Genomic DNA, 20,923 nt, shown 5'->3' on the forward strand with positions numbered 1-20,923 from the left:
AGAGCTTAGTTATATTAGCTATCTTTTGACTGAAAAGTAGAAATTTAACAGTCGAAAAGTGTCGAAATCACAGACCAAAGATTGCCGAAAATAGCCTGAGCTACTTCGCTGAAGGGTCCGGCTTTGCTCGTTTTAACCAGATATGGCAATCAACGACCATAGCAAAAAACTAGTTACGCCCCCTTTCCTAAATCGATCACCATTAGCTTGTACTGGGTCGACTTGAGTTTTTTTGCATCCTGCTTGGCATGAAGCGCCCACTTGTTAAATTGGCCATCAATGGAGGCCGCTTCACTCACAGTTCCCGCCAACTTCCTTTTGAGCTCTTCCACAGTATAACCGTAGGAATCCCCTCTGCCTTCAATTGCATCTATCAACTTCCGCACAGCCATAAGACGAGCAAATGGCACTGATAGCGCGGCATCCATTTTTATAACGCCCGTAATATGAGCTGGCTCACCAAAACGAAAGACTTTAGTCTTTCCACTTTTCAGCCGATACCCGTACCGTTTACATATTATTTTTAGCCTAGACTTCAACTCGCGAGGAATTCGGTCGCCAGAGAAAGTCAAGTCATCAATATAGCAACTGAATTTCATGCCGTACTCTTTAGCGACTACGGCACACTCATCGAATAGCTCTTTCGCGACCCAGAAAGATAGTAACGGACTCAAAGGGCTACCGGTGGGCATAACGCCGTCACACGTGGTTAGCCTAGCTAGCTTACCTGCTATGTCGGTAGGGCACTTCATAACATTATGAAAAAACGAATGAACCAAATGCTGCTTGGTTGACCCGTAGAAATCGCTAATATCAAAAGTTGCCGTTTGCCTAGAGCCTATGTGTAAGGCGGCATTGGTTTGATAGGATCGATACCGCACTGCGCCTTGGACGTAATCTGGATAGCTAACTCTGCGCAATAGAGCTAGCACTCTATTATGAACTCTACGCAGCTTTGATTTTGGCTCTTGGACTCCGCGCTGCTTCCTAGGCTTCCCCGTGAATGGATTTGCAGACTGAGAGACAGTAAATTTTTTATAGTTTCCATCCGAGACAAGCAGGGCCTTTATTTCGGCAGGAGTAATTTTCAGAACATCCGACAACTTCTTAAATGAGCCGATCTTGTAAAGACGGCACTGATCAACAGCTATTTCGTTATCAGATTTACGTTTTGGCTTTTCGCTTTTCTTTGGCTGCATTTCGACTCTCGTTCCATTCCAGCAAAGTGATAATGGTTTTAGCCACACCTAGTCGCAACGAATCCGTCGGACGTGGCGCATCGAGATTCTCTGAAAAGAAAAGTATGGATGAAAGCGGGATGTCGAAGTACTCACTATATTTGCTTAGCATATCTAGCGAGGGTTGTTTTTTACCAGACTCTATTTCCGAAAGATGGGAATTCGAGACCCCTAAGCTCTCCGATAAATCAGTTTGAGATAGACCGTAATACGAGCGGATTAATTTAAGGGCTTTACCTAACATACTCACACCTCGGGGGGATGTGACAACAGCGGGGTAGGTTACTCATTCAAGCATCGCAACGATCTTGTGCCAGTATTTATCAATCAGTGGAAGCAAAGGACCAATCACTTTGATCACACTGAAGCAAATTTTAAGCAACAACACACGCCGTTCCGCTTTCAGTTTCTCCAGGTACAGTTCTGCGGTTTTTTTGTCACGTGGTCGCATTTTTGGTGCTCCTATAGGGTTTGCGTCAGCCCACGGAATGTGGAACCAACCTCTCGAGGCAACCGCTATAGACCAGTGACTGATGATCGAACTGTACTTTTCCCCCTACTGAAACCACCAGGCATCGTCGCTCTCGACGATGCCGACTAGGCTGGACGGCCGTGACCCGCGATGGACTACGATGGGCGCGTCGGTGCCAAAATTTAGAGGCCGAAGCCTCCACGGTGCCGGAGCACCAACAGCAATCGAGAAATCATCGCCGCAGAGCCATACTGCGCGCGCATCCAAGCAGCGTCAAGAAAAAATTCGCTCACAGCGAAAATAATTCGCCAGCGATCGATGATCGCTTTCGTCTACCCCTATCTCAGAGGGTCGAAGAAGTGTCGAAAGCAAACGCTGACACTTGCCCTCATTGCCCACCACGCCCCGCTTGAAACTCCCGCCTTTGCTGACTTCTACCAGTAATCGCCATTAACGACGGCGTCAATGAACGGGTTCAAATCCCCCCGGCTCCACCAAACGCAAGACGAGAAGCCCCTGATTTTCCTAGCGAACTTCAGGGGCTTTTTCTTTTCCCACCGGAGCTCACGCACCCGCCTCTTCGATATCGGCGAAATTGCTGATCTTCACCACGCCATCCGGGAATCGGGCAATTACTTCCAATTGCCCGCCCATGGCCTCGATATGGCTGCGCAACGTGGAGATGTACATGTCCGTACGCTTCTCCATCTTGGCGATGGCCGGCTGCTGGACGTGCAATACTTCCGAGAGCATTTTCTGCGAAAGCCCGCGGGCCTGGCGTAACTCGTTCAGCGGCATTTCTGCCAGCAACGCCTGAGCCTTGCCCTCGACTCGAGCCTGAGCCTTAGGCGACATCTTCGCCCGCAGGTCCGCAAATTTCTTAGCCATCGATCAATCCCTCCTGGCGGAGCTGCTGCAAATGTTCGTCATAGAGGCGGTCAGCCACCGGGACGTTTATTCCATACCAGCGATCATCGCCTGTCTTGTCGCCACCGATCAGCAGTATCGCCGAGCGCCTGGGGTCGAACGCATAGAGCGTCCGGAAAGGTCGCCCACCATGCTGGGTCCGCAGCTCTCTCATATGCCCGTGACGGGAACCATTGATGCCGCTGCTGTAGGGGTGGCCCAGTGACGGCCCACGCTCCTCAAGCAACCGAACTGTCACCGCGACGGATTCCTGTTCCTCTTCGGAAAGGGAACTCCACCAGTCACCGAACTCATCGGTGTACTCGATCTCCCACGTCACGAAATATAACCCTCATGGAATATTCCATCAAAGGAATCTTAGATAATAATAGTAGCGCCTGGCAACGACCGAACCAGATAGCATCCTACGCATAGCCTGAAGACAGGTGCGCATGGCGCATTGTCATCGTTAGCGTCGAATGGCCCAGGATTTTCCATAGACGTTTTATGCCCATTCTGTCGCTGGCCAACTCTCATCTAGTCCCCACACGCAGGAACACTCTGCCAGCCACTGAGTTGTGCAGCGCAAAGCCTCCGCAGGTCGACCAGACAGATACCGGCAATGCTCCGGCTCGGCAGCACGCCAGCCTCGATCCACTCGGCTACCACCTCGTCAGGCAAAACACACATCCGACCAAAAGCTTCGATGGTGCACAGATCGAGGTTCAGGTCTGGTTGGTTCATAACACCCACTCCCTAATGGCTTTCTTCCACACCCATAGCCTTTGCTGCACTATGGCGGCTTATGGACGACTCATTTCATGAACTATGTTCATGTACATAGTCAAAATACCTTCCAGGCCTATGCTTTGTACATAGTCCAAAACAATCAGTTACCATTTGAATGAGCATCACCGAGAGAGCACTTCGACTGATAAGCCAGAGCAACCTGAGCGAACTGACGCGCGCAGGCGACACGGACTACAACCGCTGGGTCAGCATCAAACGCGGGAGGGCGCGGGTCGGCGCCGATGAGGTGGAAATCCTCGGCAAGGTCTACCCGCACTACCGCTGGTGGCTGAGCACGGGCGAGGTGTTGCCGGAGATCGGGCAGACAAGCCCTGATCACGACCAGGCCAACCCTGCGGGCTAGGGATATCCACAAGGTTCGATCACAGGAAGTGCGGCAAGGAACGCGGCAGGCATGGCAAAGCGCGAAATCGACGAGCAACTGAAAAGCCTCAGCCTCGACATGGATGAGGAAATAGACGATCGCAACGAACGTCTTGGCCGCAGGCTGGCCCCTGCCCGCCGCGCCCATCAGCCGATGGACCCCAGCCACGCCATCATCCTGGCTGCCTTCATCGTCGTGGGCGGTATCTGGGGCGGAAAGCTGCTTTACGACTACATCCAGGAGCAGCGCATCAAGGCCGCGCTCAATGACGCCGGCCTCTACCTGCAGCAAGCCATGCGCCAGGCCGAACGGGATTCGCAAAGAGCCCAAGCCGAGTTGCGCCAACGAGTAGCGCAGGAAGAAGAGGCGCTGCGACAGCAGAAAGCCGAACAACTCGCCCAGGCTCAGGCGGAACAAGCCAGGGTGGCGCAGGAGAAACGCTTCGCGTCAGCGCAGTGTCAATTCTGGTGGCAGCAGCATGAGCAGCATCCAACCGAGAGAACTGCGCAGAAAAAGGCCGAGGCGTGCGCAGGCGGTAATTGAAAGCGGACGTACTTCGGCATCGAGTTCGATCCACATGAATCGGCCGCCCTCCTCTTCCGCTTTCGCGCCCTTCTCGAACGAAGTATCCGAACCGATACCAAGCCGCTAACAAACCCCACTAAAGGTTTCCCCGCGAAGGCCGCCATGCCGGGTATCCATCACGATCCGGAGCCTTCCGATGTCCAGCATCTCGTCCGTCAGCAACCTGAATCTCCGCTTCACTTCCACCTCAAACTCATCCACCACCACCGCGTCGACGAGTGACGACAGCGGCACCGCCTCCAGTACAACGAGCACCTCCCAAACCAATGCAAGCGGTTCGGCACAAGATGCTGGCGGGGCCGGTGGCGCTGAGGGAAGCGGCAGCAGTTCCAGCAGCACCTCGGACAGCACGCTGGAAAAACTCAAGGAGGCTGTGGAACAGGCGCAAAAGGAGCTGCAGGAAGCCGAACAGGAACTTGCCAAGGTCAGCCAGGGCGGCGGCAACCAGACCGAGGAAGAGAAGCAGGCCCGCCAGGTTCAGGAGCAAGCAGCCCGGGCGCGTGTCGCGACCGCCAGCGCTGCTGTGGCGACGGCCTATGCGGCGTACTCCGAGGCGTTGACGGACTCCGGCAGCAGCACCAGCGGGACCGGAGTGAATACCACGGCTTGAAAACGAAAAAGGGGGGAGGTATTCCTTTCTGGCACAGCCTGGAGCAGCGACACCGCCGCCAGCTCTGGCATAATCCCCGCATTCAGCCGATGGACTCGGCGCTCGCTTTCATCAACGACACGGAGGTCGCCATGCGCGCCATCAAGACCGTTCTGTTCCACCTGCTCTACACCTTCCGCGGCCTGGTACGGCTGGTCTGCAAGCTCCTTTCCGGGCTGTTCCTGTTCGGCTTCATCTTCGGCCTGTTCGCCATCGCCAACCACGACGGCATGGTTGGCGGCACCTTGAGCATGTTGGTGTTCTGCGTCGGTTTCGGTGCGCTGGCGTTCTACTACGACGTGTTGCTGCTCAAGCTGAAGCCCGAAGGCATCGACCTGGTGCTGCTGCAGTAAGCGCTGCGCCGCCGCCATAAGCCCTCGCCTCGTCGGGGGCTTTTTGTTGCCGGGCCTGTAATTACACACTGTGTTCCATCCCTCCCCCACCACGAGGCAAGGCCATGGAAGTGCTCTGCGTCCTCATCCTGCTTTCGACGAGCTACTGGTATTTCAAGACTGCGCCAGCCAGCACCTCGATAGCCCTGCGGCTGATTTCGTCTGCCCATGGGGTGTGCGCACTGCTGCTGTTTTCGCTCGCGCTCGTCATCGGGTCTGGCGGTTGGCATCGGGAGGGGAATGGGCAACTGTTCGCCCGGCTGCAGTTGCTTCCCCTGGCCTTGATAGCCTTGTCCTTCTGGTCGTTCCGCGGCCCCAAGGCGCTTCATTGGCTGCAGTTGCTCAACGTCCCGGCCACGCTGTGGCTGGCGCTGATCGACAGCATGCTGGTCAGCGGGAAATGGCTTTAGGCGCAGCCACCGGCCTCAACGCATCCGCTTCACCACCTCCATCAACTGCCCGCGCAGCCACTGGTTCCCAGCCTCGCCATCGGCGTGCCGTGACCAGTAGAGGTTCAGCGTCACCGGCGGCAGTTCCAGGGGCATTGGCAGCAGGCGGTTGCCCAGGCCGCGGTTGAGCAGTTCGGCGTAGCGTCTGGCCATGGTCAGCAGGCAATCGCTTTGGGACACCAGCAGCGCGGCCGACAGGTAGTGCTGGCAATGCTGGCGCACCTGGCGGGTCAGGCCGAGTTGGCCGAGCGCCAGGTCTTCTATGCAGATGCCGCGGCGCCGTGAGGTGACGGCGACGTGTTCGGCGGCCAGGTAGCGTTCTGCCGTCAGTTCGCCGGCGAAGGCCGGGCCGGCCATTACGCACAGGTCGTCGCGCCACAGTTGCCGGTGGCGCAGGGTGGCGTCGGTGGGGCGGGCGATCTCGATGGCGAAGTCGATGCGGCCGGCGGCCAGTTCCTGTTTCAGTTCCGCCCAGTGCACGCTGCTGCTGCGCACGCCGACCTGCGGGGCAGTGCGCTGCAGGTGGTCGAGGATGCCCGGCAGCACCACCGGCTCCAGCTGTTCGGGCATGTTCAGGTGGAAGGTGCGTTGGTCGCGCTGCGGGTCGAAGTCCTGGCGGCGGATCACGCTGCGGCGCAGGCCGTTCAGGGCGTGCTGAATGTCCGGCGCCAGCTGTTCGGCCAGCGGTGTCGGTGCTACGCCGCGGCCGTGGCGGACGAACAGCGGGTCGCCGATCTGCTCGCGCAGGCGCGCCAGGGCGTGGCTGACCGCCGACTGGCTCAGGTGCAGGACGTCCGCCGCGCGGGTCAGGTTGCGCTCGCGGTAGACCACCTCGAAGACGCGGAACAGGTTCAGGTCCAGACGACCGAGCGTCGACCATTCATGTGCTTGATTCATGCCGATCACCCTCTATCCCCAGCCGCTCCAGCCTAGCAGCGATCCCTACTGGAACAACCATGCATAGCGTTCATGGATATCGATGAATAGGCGTCAGTTCTTTCGCTTCCCCCGGCTTTTTAAGATGCAGCGCAACAAGAACGACAAGAGTGCCCGCCATGAACGAAGCCCGTTACCTCCAGGCGCTGCATCGCCTCCAGGCCGCCGCCTGGCCAGCCGGCACGCCGCGCGAGCCGCACTACCCGCACGGGCAGCAGCCGCTTGGCGAATACCTGCGTACCTGGGCGCGCCTGAAGCCGGAGGCGCCCGCGCTGGACTTCTACGGCCACAGCCTGGCCTGGGCCGAGCTGGACCGCCTGGCCGACCGCTGCGCCGCGTTGCTGGCCGAGCTGGGCGTGCGCCCCGGCGAGCGCGTCGCCGTGTTCCTGCCCAACTGTCCGCAGCTGCACATCGCCTTCTACGGCATCCTGCGCGCGGGGGCGGTGTACGTGCCGGTCAGCCCATTGTCGAAGGCGCTGGAGCTGGGCTACCAGCTCAACGACAGCGGCGCCGAAACCCTGCTGTGCTTCGACCAGTTGCTGCCGATCGTGCGCCAGGTGCGCGGTGAAACGCCGTTGCGCCGGCTGCTGGCCACCAGCCTCAGCGAGCTGTGCCCGGCCACGCCGAGCCTGCCGCCGCCCGACATGCTGCTGGCGCCGAAACTGGCCGGGGACGACTTCATCGACTTCCTCCCGGCCCTGGAGGCCTGCCGGGGGCCGGTGCCGCAGCACCAGGCGCGGCTCGGCGACGTGGCGGCGCTCAACTACACCGGCGGCACCACCGGCCTGCCCAAGGGCTGCGTGCATACCCACGGCGACATGCTCTACACCTGCGCCAGCTACCTGTCGGTGGCGAACCGGCTGGAGCAGGACAGCGTCTTGCTGAACTTCCTGCCGGAGTTCTGGATCGCCGGGGAGAACGGCGGCCTGCTGTTCCCGGTGTTCGCCGGCTGCCGCCTGGTGCTGCTGGCGCGCTGGGACGCCGAGGCCTTCATGGCCGCCGTGCAGCGCTACCGCGTCAGCCACTGCACCCTGCTGGTCGACAGCGCCGCCGAGGTGCTGGAGCACCCGCGGGTCGGCGAATACGACTTCTCCTCGCTGCGGGTGTCGGGCGCCATCTCCTTCATCAAGAAGCTGACGCCCAGCTACCGCCGGCGCTGGCGCGAGCTGACCGGCACCACGCTGGTGGAAACCAGCTTCGGCATGACCGAAACCCACACCTGCGACACCTTCATCGTCGGCTTCCAGCAGGACGATTTCGACCTCAACAGCGCGCCGACCTTCGTCGGCCTGCCCGTGCCGGGCACCGACTTCAAGGTCTGCGATTTCGAAACCGGGGAGCTGCTGCCCCTGGGCGCGGAAGGCGAGCTGTGCATCCGCAGCCCGTCGCTGCTCAAGGGCTACTGGAACCGCCCCGAGGCCAGCACCGAAGTGCTGCGCGACGGCTGGCTGCACACCGGCGACCTCGGCCAGATCACCGAGCTGGGCTTCATCCGCTACCTCGGCCGGCGCAAGGAGATGATCAAGGTGAACGGCATGAGCGTGTTCCCCAGCGAGCTGGAGGCACTGCTCGGCCAGCACCCGGCGGTCCTCGCCAGCGCGGTGCTGGCCCGCCCCGACGAGCGCCGCGGCCAGCAGCCGGTGGCTTTCGTCGTGCTCAAGCCGGGCGCCGGCGAAAGCGCCGAGAGCCTGCTCGCCTGGTGCCGCGAGGCCATGGCCGTCTACAAGGTGCCGGAGGTCCGCGTGGTCGCAAGCCTGCCGATGACCGCCACCGGCAAGATCAAGAAGAACGAACTGGAGCCTCTGCTGTGACCCCGCCCTTCGCCAAGCTGCTGATCGCCAACCGTGGCGAAATCGCCATCCGCATCGCCCAGGCCTGCGCCGACCTGGGCATCCGCAGCGTCGCGGTGTTCGCCGAGGACGACGCCGCCAGCCTGCACACGCGCAAGGCCGACCAGGCCGCGCCGCTCAAGGGGCGCGGCGTGCCCGCCTACCTGGACATGGAGCAGCTGATCGCCATCGCCCGCGAACAGGGCTGCGACGCGGTGCACCCGGGCTACGGCTTCCTCGCCGAGAACCCCGGCTTCGCCCGCCGCTGCCAGGCCGCCGGGCTGACCTTCGTCGGGCCGGCGGCCGAGGTGCTGGAGCTGTTCGGCGACAAGGCCGCCGCCCGCGCCCTGGCCGAGCGCTGCGGCGCCCCGCTGGTGGCCGGCCTGAACCACGCCATCGACCTGGCCGAGGCGCAGGCGTTCGCCGCGCAGCACGGCGCGGTGATGCTCAAGGCCCTGGCCGGCGGTGGCGGCCGGGGGATGCGCGCCGTGCGCGAGCCGGCGGAATTGGCCGAGGCCTATGCCCGCTGCCAGTCCGAGGCGCAGGCCGCCTTCGGCAATGGCGCGCTGTACGTGGAGCAGTTGCTGGGGCAGGCCCGGCACATCGAGATTCAGGTGCTCGGCGACGGCACGGGCGCCGTCAGCCACCTGTGGGAACGCGACTGCAGCCTGCAGCGCCGCCACCAGAAGCTGGTGGAAATCGCCCCCAGCCCCGGCCTGGACGCGGGCCTGCGCGAGGCCATCATCGCCTGCGCCCTGCGCCTGGCCGACGAGGTGAACTACCGCGGCCTGGGCACCTTCGAGTTCCTGGTGGCCGACGGGCGCTTCTACTTCATGGAGGCCAACCCGCGGATCCAGGTGGAGCACACGGTCACCGAGCAGGTCACCGGCGTCGACCTGCTACACACCCAGCTGCGCCTGGCCGCCGGCGCCACGCTCGGCGAACTCCAGCTGGACCGGCCGCCCGTCGTGCAGGGCTGCGCCATACAGCTGCGGCTGAACCTGGAAACGCTCCAGGCCGACGGCAGCGCGCGGCCGGCCGCCGGCGTGCTGAGCGCCTACCAGCCGCCGTCCGGCCCCGGCCTGCGGGTGGACGGCTACGGTTACGCCGGCTATGCGGTCAGCCCGGCCTACGACTCGCTGCTGGCCAAGCTGATCGCCAACGCCGGCGACTATCCCAGTGCCCTGCGCCGCGCCTACCGCGCGCTCTGCGAGTTCCGCCTGGAGGGCGTGGCGAGCAACCTGCACCTGCTGCAGAACCTGCTGCAACGCGAGGAGGTCGCCGCCAACCAGGTCGACACCCGCTTCGTCGAGCGCCACCTGGGCGAACTGCTCAGCGCACGCGGCGAGAGCCACCCGCACCGCTATTTCAGCGGGACCGGCAGCGTGGCCGAAACCCGACGCCAGAACGTCGATGCGCCGCCCGGCAGCGTCGCCCTGAACGCGCCGAGCACCGGGGTGGTGGTGGCCCTGGCGGTCGCGGAGGGCGACAGCGTGGCCGCCGGCCAGACCGTCGCCGTGCTGGAGGCGATGAAGATGGAATTCGAGGTCAAGGCCACAAGCGGCGGCATCGTCCGCCTGCTGGCGGCGGCCCCGGGCGATGCGCTGGCCGAGGACCAGCCGCTGCTGTTCCTCGAACCGGCCGAGGTCGAGGGCGGCGCGGCGTTGAGCGAGCAGGCCGTCGACCTCGCCCACATCCGCGCCGACCTGGCCGAGGTCAGGGAGCGCCATGAGCGCCTGAGCGACACGCGCCGCCCCGCGGCGGTGGCCAAGCGGCGCAGGACCGGCCAGCGCACCGCCCGCGAGAACCTCGCGGACCTGCTGGACGAAGGCAGCTTCAGCGAATACGGCGCCATGGCCCTGGCCGCGCAGCGCCGGCGCCGCTCCACCGAGGAGCTGCTGGAACTGAGCCCGGCCGACGGCCTGGTGGCTGGTATCGGCACCGTGGGCGCCGCACAGTTCGGCGAGCAGGCGGCGCGCTGCATGGCCATCGCCTACGACTACACGGTGTTCGCCGGCACCCAGGGGGTGATGAACCACAAGAAGACCGACCGCCTGCTCGCCCTGGCAGCACAGTGGCGCCTGCCGGTGGTGCTGTTCGCCGAGGGCGGCGGCGGCCGCCCGGGGGATACCGACTTCGTCGGCGTGGCCGGGCTGGACTGCCACACCTTCGTCAGCTTCGCGAAGCTCTCGGGGCGGGTGCCGACCGTCGGTGTCGTGTCCGGCCGCTGCTTCGCCGGCAACGCCGCCCTGCTCGGCTGCTGCGAGGTGATCATCGCCACCCGCAACGCCAGCATCGGCATGGCCGGCCCGGCGATGATCGAGGGCGGCGGCCTGGGCAGCTACACGCCGGAAGAGGTCGGCCCGACCAGCGTGCAAGGCCCCAACGGGGTGATCGACGTGCTGGTGGAGGACGAGGCCGAGGCGGTGCGGGCAGCCAAGCAGTACCTGGCCTACTTCCAGGGCGAGACAAGCGACTGGCAATGCGCCGACCCGCGCGAGCTGCGCCATGTGATCCCGGAAAACCGCCTGCGCGTCTACGACATCCGCCGGGTGATCGAGCTGCTCGCCGACCAGGGCAGCGTGCTGGAGCTGCGCCGCCAGTTCGCCCCCGGGCTGGTCACCGCGCTGGTGCGCATCGGGGGCAAGCCGTTCGGCCTGATCGCCAACAACCCCGCGCACCTGGGCGGCGCCATCGACGCGGTGGCCGGCGACAAGGCCGCGCGCTTCATGCAGCTGTGCCAGGCGCGCGGCCTGCCGATCGTCTCGCTGTGCGACACCCCCGGCTTCATGGTCGGCCCCGAGGCGGAAAAACAGGGCACGGTGCGCCACGTCTCGCGCATGTTCGTCACCGCCGCCAGCCTCAGCGTGCCCTTCTTCACGGTGGTGCTGCGCAAGGGCTACGGCCTGGGCGCCCAGGCGATGGCCGCCGGCAGCTTCCACGCGCCGCTGTTCACTGCAGCCTGGCCCAGCGGGGAGTTCGGCGCCATGGGCCTGGAGGGCGCGGTGCGTCTGGGCTTCGCCAAGGAGCTAAGCGCGCAGCCGGACGAAGCCGCGCGCCAGGCGCTGTTCGACAAGCTGGTGGCCAAGGCCTACGAGAGCGGCAAGGCGCTGAACATGGCGAGCTACCTGGAGATCGACGCGGTGATAGACCCGGCGGATACCCGCGCCTGGCTGCTGCGCGGCCTCAACGCTGCCTCCGGCGCCACGCCCGTAGACACCGGCGGGCGGTCGTTCATCGATACCTGGTAACGACGGCACAGGCACCGGGCGACGCCGCCGGTGCCTTTCCCGCGCCGGCTATGCAAGCCGCCCCGCGCCTGCCACGTCGAGCCGACCGCCGGCGACTCTGCGGCGGAATACAAATCGCTATGATGCGGACTCCTATCAGCCGCTCGCCGCCCCCATGACCAACATCGTTTCCTCCCTGCCCGGCCGCATCCGTGTCCGGGACGCCCGGCTGCGCAATGCCGAACGCCTGCACAGGCTGCACGACAAGCTGGCCGCCCTGGACGGCGTGCTTTCCTGCGAGGCCAACGCCAAGTCGGGTTCGCTGCTGGTGCATTTCGCTGCGGAGCAGGTTCGCCTTGTGGACTTCGAGGGCCGCATCGACGCGCTGGTCGACGCCGAACTGGCCGCCCCGCTGCAGGCTGCTGGCCGGCGGCCGCTGAAGATGCGCGTCAACCGCTACGCCAAGCTGGGGATGATCGCCGGGCTGGGCAGTTCGCTGGCCCTGGTGGGCATGGGCTCCAAGCGCGGCCATGCGGCCTGCGGCGCGGTGTTCGTCGCCTGCCTCGGGGTGCACCTGAGCACGCACCGCCGGCACATCCTGCGCTAAGCCTTCAGCCGCCCTCGAACGCCTGCGCCTCCTGGCTGACCAGGCCCACCAGCCGCCTGGCCAGTTCCACGGCTTCGCCCTGCTCGCCGTCGGGCAGGTAGACCTCCATGCCGACGTAGAGGAAGCGCGGGTTGTCCCAGATGCGCCGGGGGATCACCGTGGCGACCGAGTCGCCCAGCGGCACCACTTCGATGCCGCGGCCGGCCAGGCCTTCCCGGGCCAGGGCTGCCGCCAGCGCCTGGCAGAAGCGCGGGTGGCCGCAGTAGAGGTCCACGCTCGGGCCGTCGCGGTCGCGGCCGCTGTGCAGGTCGATCAGCACCCGGTAGCGGCCGCTCGCCAACGGCAGCAGCTGCTCGTACAGGGCGGCATGCAGGAGTTCGTGGTGGAAGCGCTGGTCCGCCCGCGGGTGGCGCCCGGACAGGCCGTCGGGGATGCGCTGCACATCCGCCCGCGCGGGGTCCACGCCTTCGGCGACGCGCTCGCCGAAGGCCAGTTCCTCGCGGTGGATGCCGATGACCAGCAGCGCCGGCGGCCGCCTCATGGCCCCGCGCCCGGCCTCGCTAGCCATTGCCGGGCGTGGCCGCGGCGACCCATTCGTAGACGACTATGCTGGCCGGGTCGCACTTGCAGCAGGAACCCCCGCCGCAGGAGGTGCCGCTCGGCAGGCGCCGTACCCGGCCCTTGCGTTCGAGCACGGCGAGCATGCCTTCCAGGGCCTCGGGCGTGGTGTCCAGGTAGTGCTGCATGTCGTGCAGGCTGACGCGCCCGTGCAGCTTCAGGTAGTCGCTCAGTTGCGACAGGATCATGGCGAGCCTCCTGCGGATGGCGAGAGCGGCACGCCGGCCGGCGCCCGTGGCGCGCGCTGGCCGGCGATGCGCAGGGAAACGAAGGCGGCGGCGAAGGCGAGCAGCACACCGCTGCACCAGGCCAGCGAACTCAGCGGGTGCTCCGCCCAGTTCACCAACTGGTAGAACAGCACCGCCACGCCGTAGGCCAGGCCGGTGGTCCAGCCCACCACGAAGAGCATCCAGCGGGTGCCGGCCTCCTGGTACACGGCGGCCATGGCGGCCGTGCAGGGCGAGTAGAGCAGCACGAACAGCAGGTAGGCGAAGGCCGCCGAGGCGCTGACGAAACGGGTGACCATGGCGCCGAAGATGCTGCTCGACACCTCGTTGGCGGCGGCGACCGCGTCCTGGTCCCCCAGGTCGGCCTCCAGGCCGAGCGGGTCGGTCCAGCGGCCGAAGGCCTCGGCCAGGTTGGCCGGCACGGTGGCGAAGGCGTCGACGATGCCGCCGGCCAGGTCGAAGGGCTTGTCGTCCTCAGCCTCCCCCTGCCCGGCCAGCGCGCCGTAGGTGGCGTTGAGCGTACCGACCACCGCTTCCTTGGCCAGGATGCCGGTGATGATGCCCACCGCCGCCGGCCAGTTCTCCTCGGTCACGCCCATGGGGCTGAAGGCCGGCGCTATGCCCCGGCCCACCTCGGCCAGCACCGAGTGGTCGGGCGCCACGCTGGCGAAGCTGCCGTCGGTGCCGGTGGAGTTCAGCATGTTCAGCACCAGCACCGTGGGCACGATGATGCGCCCGGCCTTGATCACGAAGCCCTTGAGCCGCGCCCAGGTGTGCAGCAGCACGCCCTTGACGGTGGGGATGTGGTACGGCGGCAGCTCCATGATGAAGGGCGTGGCCTCGCCTTCCAGCAGGCTGTGCTTGAGCAGCAGGCCGGTCAGCACAGCGGCGCCGATGCCGATCAGGTAGAGGCCGAACACCACGTTCTGCCCGTGCTCGGGGAAGAACGCCGCGGCGAACAGCACGTACACCGGCAGCCGCGCCCCGCAGGACATGAACGGCGCCATGGCGATGGTCAGCAGGCGGTCGCGGCGGTGTTCCAGGGTACGCGTGGCCATCACCGCCGGGACGGTGCAGCCGAAGCCGACGATCATCGGCACGAAGGACTTGCCGGGCAGCCCCACCCAGCGCATGAAGCGGTCCATGACGAAGGCCGCGCGGGCCATGTAGCCCGAGTCTTCGAGCACCGAGAGGAACAGGAAGAGGAAGCCGATCACCGGGATGAAGGTGGCCACCGTCTGCACGCCGGCGCCGATGCCCTGGGTCAGCAGCGCCACCAGCCAGTCGGGGGTGCCGAACGCGCCGAGCAGGCGGCCCAGGCCGTCGACGAAGAACAGCGCGCCGAGCTGGTCGAAGAGGTCGATGAAGGAGCTGCCGATGTTGATGGTGAACATGAACATCAGGTACATCATCGCGAAGAAGATCGGGATGCCCAGCATGCGGTTGAGCACCACGCGGTCGATGCGGTCGGTCAGGTCGCGGCTGGTACGGCCGAGGCGCGTCAGGGCCTCGCGGGTGATGTCGTTGGCCAGCCCGTAGCGGGCGTCCGCCACCATCACGTCGATGTCGTCGCCCAGCTCCTCGGCCAGCCGGTTCGCCGCCTCGGTCACCTGCGGCCCGGCGATGGCTCGGGCCAGGTCGTCGCCCTCCAGCAGGCGCACCGCCAGCCAGCGCGGCGCCATGCCGCTGCCCGCCTCGGCCAGCTGCGGCAGCAACTCGCCGATGGCCTGTTCCAGGGCGGCGTCGTAGGTCACCTTCACGCCCGGCCGGCGGGCCTGGCGCAGGGCCTCGCGCAGCGCCAGCTTGAGTTCGTCGATGCCGGTGCCTTCCGAGGCCACCACGGGCACCACCGGGCAGCCTAGGCGCTCGGCGAGCTTGCCGGCGTCCACCCGCATGGCCTTTTCCTCGGCCACGTCGACCATGTTCAGCACCACCACCAGCGGCACCTGCATCTCGGCCAGCTGCAGCGTCAGGTAGAGGTTGCGCTCCAGGTTGGAGGCATCGACGATGTTGACCACCAGGCTCGCCTCGTTGGCGTGCACGTAGTCGCGGGCGATCTTCTCGTCCAGCGAGACTTCCTGGTCGACCACGTCCAGGGAATAGGTGCCGGGCAGGTCGACCACTTCGTAGCGCTCGCCCTCGAAGCGGTACTCGCCGACCTTGCGCTCCACCGTCACCCCCGGCCAGTTGCCGACGCGCTGGCGCGAACCGGTGAGGGCGTTGAACGCCGTGGTCTTGCCGCAATTGGGGTTGCCCACCAGGGCGACGACGCGATGTTCTGTCATGGCAGGCGCTCCACCATCAGCGCATCGGCCTCGGCCTTGCGCAGCGACAGGGAGAAGCCGCGCACGCGGATCTCCACCGGGTCGCCCATCGGCGCCACCCGCGTCACCGAGAGTTCGGCGCCGGGGGTCAGGCCCATGGACAGCAGCTTGCGCCGGTAGGCGCTGCCGCCCTGGTTGAAACCGGTCACCCTGGCCCGCTCACCCACCGCCAGTTCTTTCAGCATTGCCATGGTCTGCCTCCCGGTGCGCCGTCAGACGGGGCACACCATGATTCTGTGAGCCACTCCGGCACCCAGGGCGAAACGCGTCTCGCCCCTGGATACCACCAGACCGCCGCCCTGGCTTTGCCGCACGGTGATCTCGCTGCCGACGTTCAGCCCCATCTCGGTCAGCCGCCTGGCCAGGCCCGGCCCGCCGAGCAGCGCGACGATGCGCACCTTGACGTTCTCCCCGGCCATGCTCAGCGGCAGTGCATCGCTGCTCATGGGGCCTCCTGCGGGCGCGGCTGGCCCGGCAGCCCGGCGCCGGCCAGGGCGCGCAGGAGAATGCCGATGGTGCAGCCGTTGTGCAGCATCGAGGCCGAGACCGGGCTCAGCAGGCCCAGCGCGGCGGCGCCGAGGATGCTGCTGTTGAGGCCGGCGATGAGCTTGAAGTTGCTGTTGATCAGGTCGCGCGCGGCCATGGCGATGGCCCGCACGTCGGCCACCCCGGCGATGCCGTCTTCCAGCAGGGCGATGTCCGAGGCCAGGCGGGCGATGTCCGAGCCCTGGCGCATGGAGATGCCGACGTGGGCGCCGCTGAGCGCCGGCGCGTCGTTGATGCCGTCGCCGACGAAGGCGATGCGTGCGCCCTCCTCGGCCAGGGCCTTGATCGCCTCGGCCTTCTCGTCCGGCAGCAGCCCGGCGCGGAAGCCGTCCAGGCCCAGTTCCTCGGCCAGCGCCTGGGCGCGCTCGGGGTGGTCGCCGGTGAGCATGACGATGCGCCGGGCGCCCAGTTCGCGCAGGCGGGCGATGGTGGCGGCGCTGTCCGGGTGCACGCTGTCGAGCATGCCCAGCATGCCGAGCAGCTCGCCGCCGTAGCCGATGTACAGCAGCGTCTTGCCTGCCCGGCGCAGGCGCTCGATGTCCTGCGCGTAGGCGGCGGTGGAAATGCCCTCGTCCTCCTCGACGAAGTGCCGCGAGCCGACCACGATGCGCTTGCCGTCGATGACGCTGGCCACGCCGTGGGCGACGATGAACTCCACCTCGCCGTGGTTGAAGTGCTGCCGGTGCGGCAGGTGGCTGGCCGCCTCGACCACCGCCATGGCCATGGGGTGGTAGTAGTGTTCTTCCACCGAGGCGGCGATGTTGATCACGTCCTCGGCGCTGTAGCCGGCGCTGCACACCAGCGAATCGGTGACGCGCAGGGCGCCGGTGGTCAGGGTGCCGGTCTTGTCGAAGACGAAGGTGTCCGCCTCGGCCAGGCGCTCCAGGGCGTTGGCGCCCTTGACCAGCACGCCGTGACGGCCGGCCTGGTACATCGAGGCCTTGAACGCCACCGGCGTGGCCAGCTTGAGGGCGCAGGAATAGTCGGCCTGGAGCACCGCCGAGGCGCGCTGCAGGCTGCCCGACAGCAGCCAGGTGCCGCCGGCCAGGCCGAGCACCATGGGCACCAGACGGTCGGCCAGGCGCGAGGCTTCCAGCTGGGTGGCGCTCTTCACCGCCAGGGATTGCTCGACGAAGCTGGCGATGCGCGCCGCGGCGGCGTGGCGGCCGACCTTTTCCGCGTAGATGCGCAGGCGCCCCTCCTCCACCAGCGTGCCGGAGAGCACGATGTCGCCGCGGTGACGCACCACCGGCACGCTCTCGCCGGTCATGGTCGCCTGGTTGACCAGCGCCTCGCCGCCCAGCACCGTGCCGTCGACCGGGATCACCGTGCCGGTGGCGGCGATCACCGTGTCGCCGAAGGCCACTTCGCGGGCATCGATCAGTTGCTCGACGCCGTCACGCTCCACCCAGACTTCGTTGCTGGCCGGGCGCAGCAGGCTCTTGAGCAGGTTGTCCGAATGGCGCTCGATGGAGCGCTCCAGGTAGTCGCCCAGCGCCAGCAGGAAGGTGGTGATGTTGGCGGTGAGGAAGTCCTGGCGGCCGATGGAGATGGCCACCGCCAGCGCCTCCAGCACGTGGGAGGTGATGCCCCGCTGCACCAGTTCCGCCAGGGCCTTGCCGAACAGCGGCAGCGACACCGCCATGGACAGCGGGCCCTGCAGTTCCGGTTGCAGGCGGCGGTCGGCCAGCAGCGCCGCGCCGGTGGTCAGCACCCCGGCCGGCGATTCGTCGCCATGGCCGCCGGCCCGCCCCGCGGCCAGCGGCAGGTCCGGGTACTCCAGGGCGAGGATGTCCTGGCGCAGGCGCTCGGCATCGGTCAGCGCGCGCTCGTACTCGACGACCAGGGCCTGGATCGCCGGGTTGACGCGCACCTTGCGCACCCCGCGCAGGGACTCGACGGCCCACTCGATGCGATGCAGTTCGCCGCGCCTGCCCGCCTGGCAGCGGTAGCGATAACGCGCCCGCCCGGCGCTGCCGTGCACCAGGTCGAGGCTGGCGAACCAGGGCCCCGGCATTACTTGTCACCGCTTTGCTGCGCGCCCATCTCGGCCTTGAGGTCGGCCATCTGCTCCTTGAATTCCTCCAGGCCGCCGGCCAGGTTGGCGTAGAGCTTCACCACGGACTTCATCAGCTTGCCGCGCAGTTCCTCGTCGCTCATCACCCAGGCCGCCGCGCCGCCGACCAGCAAGCCGAGGAGGAACTGCTCGGTGTGCCGCGAACGCAGGAAGGTCGGCAGCCCCTGGAGGATGCCGGCGTCCATCCCGCCGGCCAGGCCGAACAGCCCGGCCGCCTCCTGCATGCCCGGCGCGCCGCCCATCATCTGCGGCGGCGGCATCTGCCAGCCGGGCGGGTTCTGCGGCGCATAGCCGTAGCCGCCGTAAGCGTTGCCGGCGTAAGCCTCTTCCCCGTAGCCATATCCGGCGGCGTGGTGCCGCCGCTTGCCCTTCTTAGCCATGCTCAGTTCTCCTGACAGGGCCGTGCCCCGTCGCGTAGCCAACGTTCCACAAGCATCACGCCCACTGCCCCGGCCATGCCGGCGAACAGCGCCCGTGCGTATTCCTGCCGCTGCAGCGCCCGCGCAGCGAGGGTGCCGGCGCACAGCGCGGTGCCGCCCTGCAGGGCATGGCGCGCCACCCGCCGCAGGTCGGGCTGCCCGCTCGCATCCTGGAAGGCGGACAGGCAGGCGCTGGCGACGAAGCCCTTGGCGAAGTTGGCGTCATCCCACCCCGCCCCGCGCACCACCGGATAGGCTTTCATGCCCCCGGCTCCGTGGCGGGCGCAGGCCGGGTGGCCTTGCGTGGGCGGGCGGCGGGTTTCTTCGCCGCCGCGGCCTTGTTCGCGGCGGGCCGGCGCGCGGCCTTGGGCGCCACGACGGGCACCGGCGCCGGCTCGGCCGCTGGCGGTTCTTCGGCGGTTCTCGCCGCCTTGCCGCGGCGGATCAGGCGCAGGGCGACGGCCCCGGCCACCACCCCGGCGGCGAAGGAAATCAGTGGCTGCATGGTCAGTTCTCCTCTTCAGGGTGTGCAGGGTGTGCAGGGTGTGCAGGATTTGCGCGCTGGTGTTTCCACAGGTAGACACCGCCGCCACCGACGGCCACGCCGGCCAGCAGCACCGGGTTGACGCGCTGCAGCAACGGCCCAGCCAGGCCCAGCAGGCCGCCCTGGCCGCTGAGGTGGGCGATCAGGTATTCGGTGAAATCGGAAATCGGGCCATGGCTGGCGTAGGCCTCCTGCGGCGGAACGCCCTTGCCGGCGTGGTAGCGCTCCTGGTCGAAGGCGTCGATGGCCGCCTCGCGGAACGCCGCCAGGTGGTTGGCGGAAGCGGCGGCCTGCAGGTCGAGGAACACCCGGCGCACCTCGGGCTGGCGCACGTGGGCCAGCAGGTAGTCGTAGAGGCGGACGTTGGCGCTCTCGCCCACCACCGCGCGCATGCAGTTGGCCAGCCAGGTCGGCTCGATGGCGGTCTCCGCCGGGAAGGGGTCCAGCGGCCGGGGAATGCCGAACCGCGCGGCCAGCGCCGACAGCGTCTGGATGTGCCGTTCCTGGTCGCGCAGCACGGCGGGGAAAGGCGGCCGCTCGCCGAACGCCTCCACCACCCGGGCGTAGAAACTGCGCGCGGCGTATTCGTCGTACAGGGCGATGCGCACCGCCTGGTGCAGGATCGGGAAGGGCGCGGCGGGTTGCAGCTGGCGCCCGCGCAGGATCGGCTCGTCATAGTTGCGCATCGACGATCTCCCGGTAGCTGTCGAGCAGGATCTCTTCCAGGATGCGGGCCGCCGGCGAGCGGGTGCCGGCAAGAAGATCGCCCCAGGCCTGCTCGGGAATGATCCGCGGGTCGTACTCCACGGCACAGGAACGCGCCAGCGGGTTGAGCCGCAGCGAACGCACGCCGGGAATGCGCGCGGCAATGTCATCGACCTTGCGCAAGGCGCCACGCTCCGGCAGGCGGGCGGCGGAAGGCAACTCCAGGTCCACCAGCTTCAGGCGGATGCGCCCGGGAATGTGATGAACCACGCGAACCTTCGGCAAGAGCGCGAGGAGCGTTTCGAATCCGACCATCCCGATACCTCCCTCAAAGGCGGCTCGAAAATTCCCGAAGACAGTCGGAGATCACTCTCAAACGATTCGGAAGGGGCTGATCGACAATTCGATGATTCTTCGAATTCGCCGGCCCTCGTGGCTCACGCTAGTTCTACGCAAATGATTCGCAATTGACGGCGATCAAATAAGCACGTTGGGTGGCGGGGATTTCGGATGTAAGGCGGGGTGGGAGCGAAAGCCGGGCGGGGACTATCCGTGCCACCGGGGCGGCCGGCGTGGTCGGGGAATCCAATCGCGGACGGAGTCCGCTCCTACATCCGTGCGTCCCAGGGGTCTCGATGCCTACCTGTAGGAGCGCGCCCCGCGCGCGATTCGCGGGCAGGGCCCGCTCCTACAATGGGAATGACGTGGGTGGTCTGTCTTGCAGGCCGCGCCGAGGCGCTCTTCGTAGGAGCGAGCTTGCTCGCGAACGGGGTTTCCCGGGGGCTTAGGTACTGGGTTTGAGAGCGCCCTCTCCCCAACCCTCTCCCGCAAGCGGGAGAGGGGGCTGTCCTGAGTGGCGTTGAAGTCGGGCACCATCCTTCCATCCCGTCACTCCCGCAAACGCGAGAGCCCAGAAAACAGCCCCCTCCCCATCCCCACACAAACCCACCAGCAAAAAAAAGCCGCCCCTGGCGGAGCGGCTGGAAGGACGTTGAA

General features: G+C 66.2%; 26 protein-coding genes. 8 read left to right on the forward strand and 18 right to left on the reverse strand.

The features are described 5' to 3' along the window. Positions 1-173 precede the first annotated feature (173 nt). From ACTWJ5_RS27770 to ACTWJ5_RS27795, 6 genes are all read right to left on the reverse strand, one after another. Complete coding sequence (locus tag ACTWJ5_RS27770; RefSeq protein ID WP_444436947.1) at positions 174-1,199, reverse strand: reverse transcriptase family protein; 1,026 nt, start codon at positions 1,197-1,199, stop codon at positions 174-176. Then, complete coding sequence (locus ACTWJ5_RS27775; protein WP_444436948.1) at positions 1,165-1,482, reverse strand: helix-turn-helix transcriptional regulator; 318 nt, start codon at positions 1,480-1,482, stop codon at positions 1,165-1,167. Before ACTWJ5_RS27775 ends, ACTWJ5_RS27770 begins: the two co-directional genes overlap by 35 nt. A 42-nt stretch (positions 1,483-1,524) precedes the next feature. After that, positions 1,525-1,689, reverse strand: coding sequence for a hypothetical protein (locus ACTWJ5_RS27780; protein ID WP_444436949.1), 165 nt, complete (start codon positions 1,687-1,689; stop codon positions 1,525-1,527). A 585-nt stretch (positions 1,690-2,274) separates the two neighbouring features. Then, the gene (locus ACTWJ5_RS27785; RefSeq protein ID WP_444436950.1) at positions 2,275-2,598 is read right to left on the reverse strand and encodes an XRE family transcriptional regulator; all 324 of its coding nucleotides are present in this window, start codon (positions 2,596-2,598) and stop codon (positions 2,275-2,277) included. Beyond that, on the reverse strand, positions 2,591-2,956 hold the full coding sequence (locus tag ACTWJ5_RS27790) for a type II toxin-antitoxin system RelE/ParE family toxin (RefSeq protein ID WP_444436951.1): 366 nt from the start codon (positions 2,954-2,956) through the stop codon (positions 2,591-2,593). The genes ACTWJ5_RS27785 and ACTWJ5_RS27790 overlap by 8 nt, the downstream gene beginning before the upstream one ends. Before the next feature lie 197 nt (positions 2,957-3,153). Beyond that, positions 3,154-3,360: a hypothetical protein gene (locus tag ACTWJ5_RS27795; protein ID WP_444436952.1), complete on the reverse strand. Its 207-nt coding sequence runs from the start codon at positions 3,358-3,360 to the stop codon at positions 3,154-3,156. 160 nt (positions 3,361-3,520) lie between these two features. On the opposite strand from ACTWJ5_RS27795, the gene ACTWJ5_RS27800 reads away from it, so the two are divergent. The 5 genes from ACTWJ5_RS27800 (at position 3,521) to ACTWJ5_RS27820 (ending at position 5,826) form a co-directional block, all read left to right on the forward strand. Continuing rightward, positions 3,521-3,769, forward strand: a complete 249-nt coding sequence (locus ACTWJ5_RS27800; RefSeq protein WP_009613099.1) for a hypothetical protein — start codon at positions 3,521-3,523, stop codon at positions 3,767-3,769. 51 nt (positions 3,770-3,820) lie between these two features. Beyond that, a complete protein-coding gene (locus ACTWJ5_RS27805) occupies positions 3,821-4,333 on the forward strand; it encodes a hypothetical protein (protein WP_444436953.1) in 513 nt (170 codons plus the stop codon). A gap of 178 nt (positions 4,334-4,511) precedes the next feature. Next, positions 4,512-4,985 carry a hypothetical protein gene (locus tag ACTWJ5_RS27810; protein WP_444436954.1) on the forward strand — a complete coding sequence of 158 codons (474 nt, stop codon included), beginning with the start codon at positions 4,512-4,514 and terminating at the stop codon, positions 4,983-4,985. Positions 4,986-5,116: 131 nt separating this feature from the next. Continuing rightward, complete coding sequence (locus ACTWJ5_RS27815) at positions 5,117-5,377, forward strand: hypothetical protein (RefSeq protein ID WP_444436955.1); 261 nt, start codon at positions 5,117-5,119, stop codon at positions 5,375-5,377. A 104-nt stretch (positions 5,378-5,481) separates the two neighbouring features. After that, positions 5,482-5,826, forward strand: a complete 345-nt coding sequence (locus tag ACTWJ5_RS27820) for a hypothetical protein (RefSeq protein WP_444436956.1) — start codon at positions 5,482-5,484, stop codon at positions 5,824-5,826. Positions 5,827-5,841: 15 nt separating this feature from the next. On the opposite strand, the gene ACTWJ5_RS27825 is transcribed toward ACTWJ5_RS27820, so the two are convergent. After that, positions 5,842-6,762: a LysR family transcriptional regulator gene (locus tag ACTWJ5_RS27825; protein WP_444436958.1), complete on the reverse strand. Its 921-nt coding sequence runs from the start codon at positions 6,760-6,762 to the stop codon at positions 5,842-5,844. 158 nt (positions 6,763-6,920) lie between these two features. Between ACTWJ5_RS27825 and ACTWJ5_RS27830 the strand changes: the two genes are divergently transcribed. The 3 genes from ACTWJ5_RS27830 to ACTWJ5_RS27840 all read left to right on the forward strand — a co-directional run bounded on the left by ACTWJ5_RS27830 (position 6,921) and on the right by ACTWJ5_RS27840 (position 12,467). Next, positions 6,921-8,612, forward strand: coding sequence for an AMP-binding protein (locus tag ACTWJ5_RS27830; RefSeq protein ID WP_444436959.1), 1,692 nt, complete (start codon positions 6,921-6,923; stop codon positions 8,610-8,612). Continuing rightward, positions 8,609-11,881 (forward strand): carboxyl transferase domain-containing protein, encoded by a 3,273-nt coding sequence (locus ACTWJ5_RS27835; protein WP_444436960.1) that lies wholly within the window; start codon positions 8,609-8,611, stop codon positions 11,879-11,881. Before ACTWJ5_RS27830 ends, ACTWJ5_RS27835 begins: the two co-directional genes overlap by 4 nt. Positions 11,882-12,035: 154 nt before the next feature. Beyond that, positions 12,036-12,467, forward strand: coding sequence for an HMA2 domain-containing protein (locus ACTWJ5_RS27840; protein ID WP_444436961.1), 432 nt, complete (start codon positions 12,036-12,038; stop codon positions 12,465-12,467). A gap of 4 nt (positions 12,468-12,471) precedes the next feature. Here the strand turns inward: ACTWJ5_RS27840 and ACTWJ5_RS27845 are convergent, their stop codons facing one another. From ACTWJ5_RS27845 to ACTWJ5_RS27895, 11 genes are read right to left on the reverse strand one after another with little or no spacing between them, the layout of a single operon-like run. Beyond that, positions 12,472-13,008, reverse strand: a complete 537-nt coding sequence (locus tag ACTWJ5_RS27845) for a hypothetical protein (protein ID WP_074981257.1) — start codon at positions 13,006-13,008, stop codon at positions 12,472-12,474. 19 nt (positions 13,009-13,027) lie between these two features. Then, positions 13,028-13,273: a FeoC-like transcriptional regulator gene (locus tag ACTWJ5_RS27850; protein ID WP_444436962.1), complete on the reverse strand. Its 246-nt coding sequence runs from the start codon at positions 13,271-13,273 to the stop codon at positions 13,028-13,030. Continuing rightward, positions 13,270-15,597, reverse strand: coding sequence for a Fe(2+) transporter permease subunit FeoB (gene feoB / locus ACTWJ5_RS27855; protein WP_444436963.1), 2,328 nt, complete (start codon positions 15,595-15,597; stop codon positions 13,270-13,272). Before feoB ends, ACTWJ5_RS27850 begins: the two co-directional genes overlap by 4 nt. Beyond that, positions 15,594-15,827 carry a FeoA family protein gene (locus tag ACTWJ5_RS27860; protein WP_249918724.1) on the reverse strand — a complete coding sequence of 78 codons (234 nt, stop codon included), beginning with the start codon at positions 15,825-15,827 and terminating at the stop codon, positions 15,594-15,596. The genes feoB and ACTWJ5_RS27860 overlap by 4 nt, the downstream gene beginning before the upstream one ends. Before the next feature lie 21 nt (positions 15,828-15,848). Further along, entirely contained in the window at positions 15,849-16,082 is a 234-nt protein-coding gene (locus ACTWJ5_RS27865) for a FeoA family protein (RefSeq protein ID WP_074981249.1), read from the reverse strand. Next, entirely contained in the window at positions 16,079-18,199 is a 2,121-nt protein-coding gene (locus tag ACTWJ5_RS27870; protein ID WP_444436964.1) for a heavy metal translocating P-type ATPase, read from the reverse strand. Before ACTWJ5_RS27870 ends, ACTWJ5_RS27865 begins: the two co-directional genes overlap by 4 nt. Further along, complete coding sequence (locus ACTWJ5_RS27875) at positions 18,199-18,639, reverse strand: YtxH domain-containing protein (RefSeq protein WP_074981244.1); 441 nt, start codon at positions 18,637-18,639, stop codon at positions 18,199-18,201. The genes ACTWJ5_RS27870 and ACTWJ5_RS27875 overlap by 1 nt, the downstream gene beginning before the upstream one ends. A gap of 2 nt (positions 18,640-18,641) precedes the next feature. Next, a complete protein-coding gene (locus ACTWJ5_RS27880) occupies positions 18,642-18,941 on the reverse strand; it encodes a hypothetical protein (RefSeq protein ID WP_249918721.1) in 300 nt (99 codons plus the stop codon). Beyond that, complete coding sequence (locus ACTWJ5_RS27885) at positions 18,938-19,183, reverse strand: hypothetical protein (protein WP_253411284.1); 246 nt, start codon at positions 19,181-19,183, stop codon at positions 18,938-18,940. Before ACTWJ5_RS27885 ends, ACTWJ5_RS27880 begins: the two co-directional genes overlap by 4 nt. A 2-nt stretch (positions 19,184-19,185) precedes the next feature. After that, on the reverse strand, positions 19,186-19,908 hold the full coding sequence (locus ACTWJ5_RS27890; protein ID WP_253411286.1) for a ferritin-like domain-containing protein: 723 nt from the start codon (positions 19,906-19,908) through the stop codon (positions 19,186-19,188). Then, positions 19,895-20,242, reverse strand: a complete 348-nt coding sequence (locus ACTWJ5_RS27895; RefSeq protein ID WP_249918719.1) for a hypothetical protein — start codon at positions 20,240-20,242, stop codon at positions 19,895-19,897. Before ACTWJ5_RS27895 ends, ACTWJ5_RS27890 begins: the two co-directional genes overlap by 14 nt. Between the last annotated feature and the right edge of the window lie 681 nt (positions 20,243-20,923).

It is taken from the genome of Pseudomonas sp. A6, assembly GCF_052367875.1.
Lineage (GTDB): Bacteria > Pseudomonadota > Gammaproteobacteria > Pseudomonadales > Pseudomonadaceae > Pseudomonas > Pseudomonas citronellolis.